The organism is uncultured Streptomyces sp. (assembly GCF_947488945.1).
GTDB lineage: Bacteria > Actinomycetota > Actinomycetes > Streptomycetales > Streptomycetaceae > Streptomyces.
The window spans coordinates 1-1,224 of sequence record NZ_CANLBS010000067.1 but is presented as its reverse complement, the minus strand read 5'-3'; the positions used below and the strand labels follow the sequence as shown (position 1 = coordinate 1,224).

Genomic DNA, 1,224 nt, shown 5'->3' with positions numbered 1-1,224 from the left:
TGGTGACGATGTAGGCGGTGAGGCGTTTGTCGCCGGGGGTGTCTTCGCGGGTGGTGACGGTGGTGGTGTGGATGTGGGGGTGGGTGGTGAGGGCGTTTTCGATTTCGCCGAGTTCGATGCGGTAGCCGCGGAGTTTGATCTGGTTGTCGATGCGGCCGGTGAATTGGAGGGTGCCGTCGGGGCGCCAGGTGACGAGGTCGCCGGTGTGGTAGGTGCGGGGGTCGGTGGGGATGTGGAGGGGGTTGGGGGTGAAGCGTTGGGTGGTGAGGTCGGGTCGGTGGTGGTAGTTGCGGGCGAGGCAGATGCCGCCGAGGAGGGCGTGTCCGGGGATGCCGATGGGGGCGGGTTGGTTGTGGTGGTCGAGGACGTAGGTGGTGGTGTTGGTGATGGGGCGGCCGAGGGTGGTGGTGTGGCCGTGGGGGTCGGGGGTGGTGGTGAGGCTCATGACGTTGGCGACGGAGCCTTCGGTGGCGCCGTATTCGTTGCTGATGGTGGTGTGGGTGGTGCTGGTGTCGAGGAGTTGGGTGACGAGGTGGGGGGTGAGGTTTTCGCCGCCGGCGACGATGGTGGTGATGTGGTGGGTGGTGTGGTGGGTGGTGAGGTGTGCGGCGAGGATTTCGAGGTGGGAGGGGGTGGCTTTGAGGAAGCTGATGGGGGTGTTGGTGAGGATGAGGTCGATGGCGGCGTCGAAGGCGCTCTGGCCGGGTTGGGTGGGGGGTATGGCGAGTCGGGTGCCTTGGATGAGGGGGAGGAAGAGGGCGGTGATGGTGAGGTCGAAGGTGACGGAGGAGTAGAGGATGGTGCCGATGCCGTGGGGGTGGTGGACGGGGTAGTTGTGGTCGCACCAGTGGAGGTAGTTGACGACGCCGCGGTGTTCGAGGGCGACGCCTTTCGGTTTTCCGGTGGAGCCTGAGGTGTAGATGATGTAGGCGAGGTCGTCGGGGGTGGCGAGGGGTTCGGGGTTGTGGGTGGGGCCGTCGGGCCATTGGGTGTCGGTGAGGAGGTGGGGTGTGGTGGTGGGGAGTCGGTCGGTGTGGTGGGTGCTGGTGATGATGAGGGGGGCTTGTGCGTCTTCGACCATGTAGGTGATGCGGTCGGTGGGGTAGTCGGGGTCGAGGGGGACGAACGCGCCGCCGGCTTTCATGATGCCGAGGAGGGTGGCGATGAGTTCGGGGGAGCGGTCGAGGCAGACGGCGATGAGTGTGTCGGGGGTGATGCCGGTGG

The 1,224-nt window shown here is 66.3% G+C and carries 1 protein-coding gene; it reads right to left on the bottom strand.

Annotated features, from left to right (window positions below):
• A partial coding sequence (locus Q0994_RS33835) for an amino acid adenylation domain-containing protein (protein WP_299542559.1) occupies positions 1-1,224 on the bottom strand: 1,224 nt, incomplete at both ends.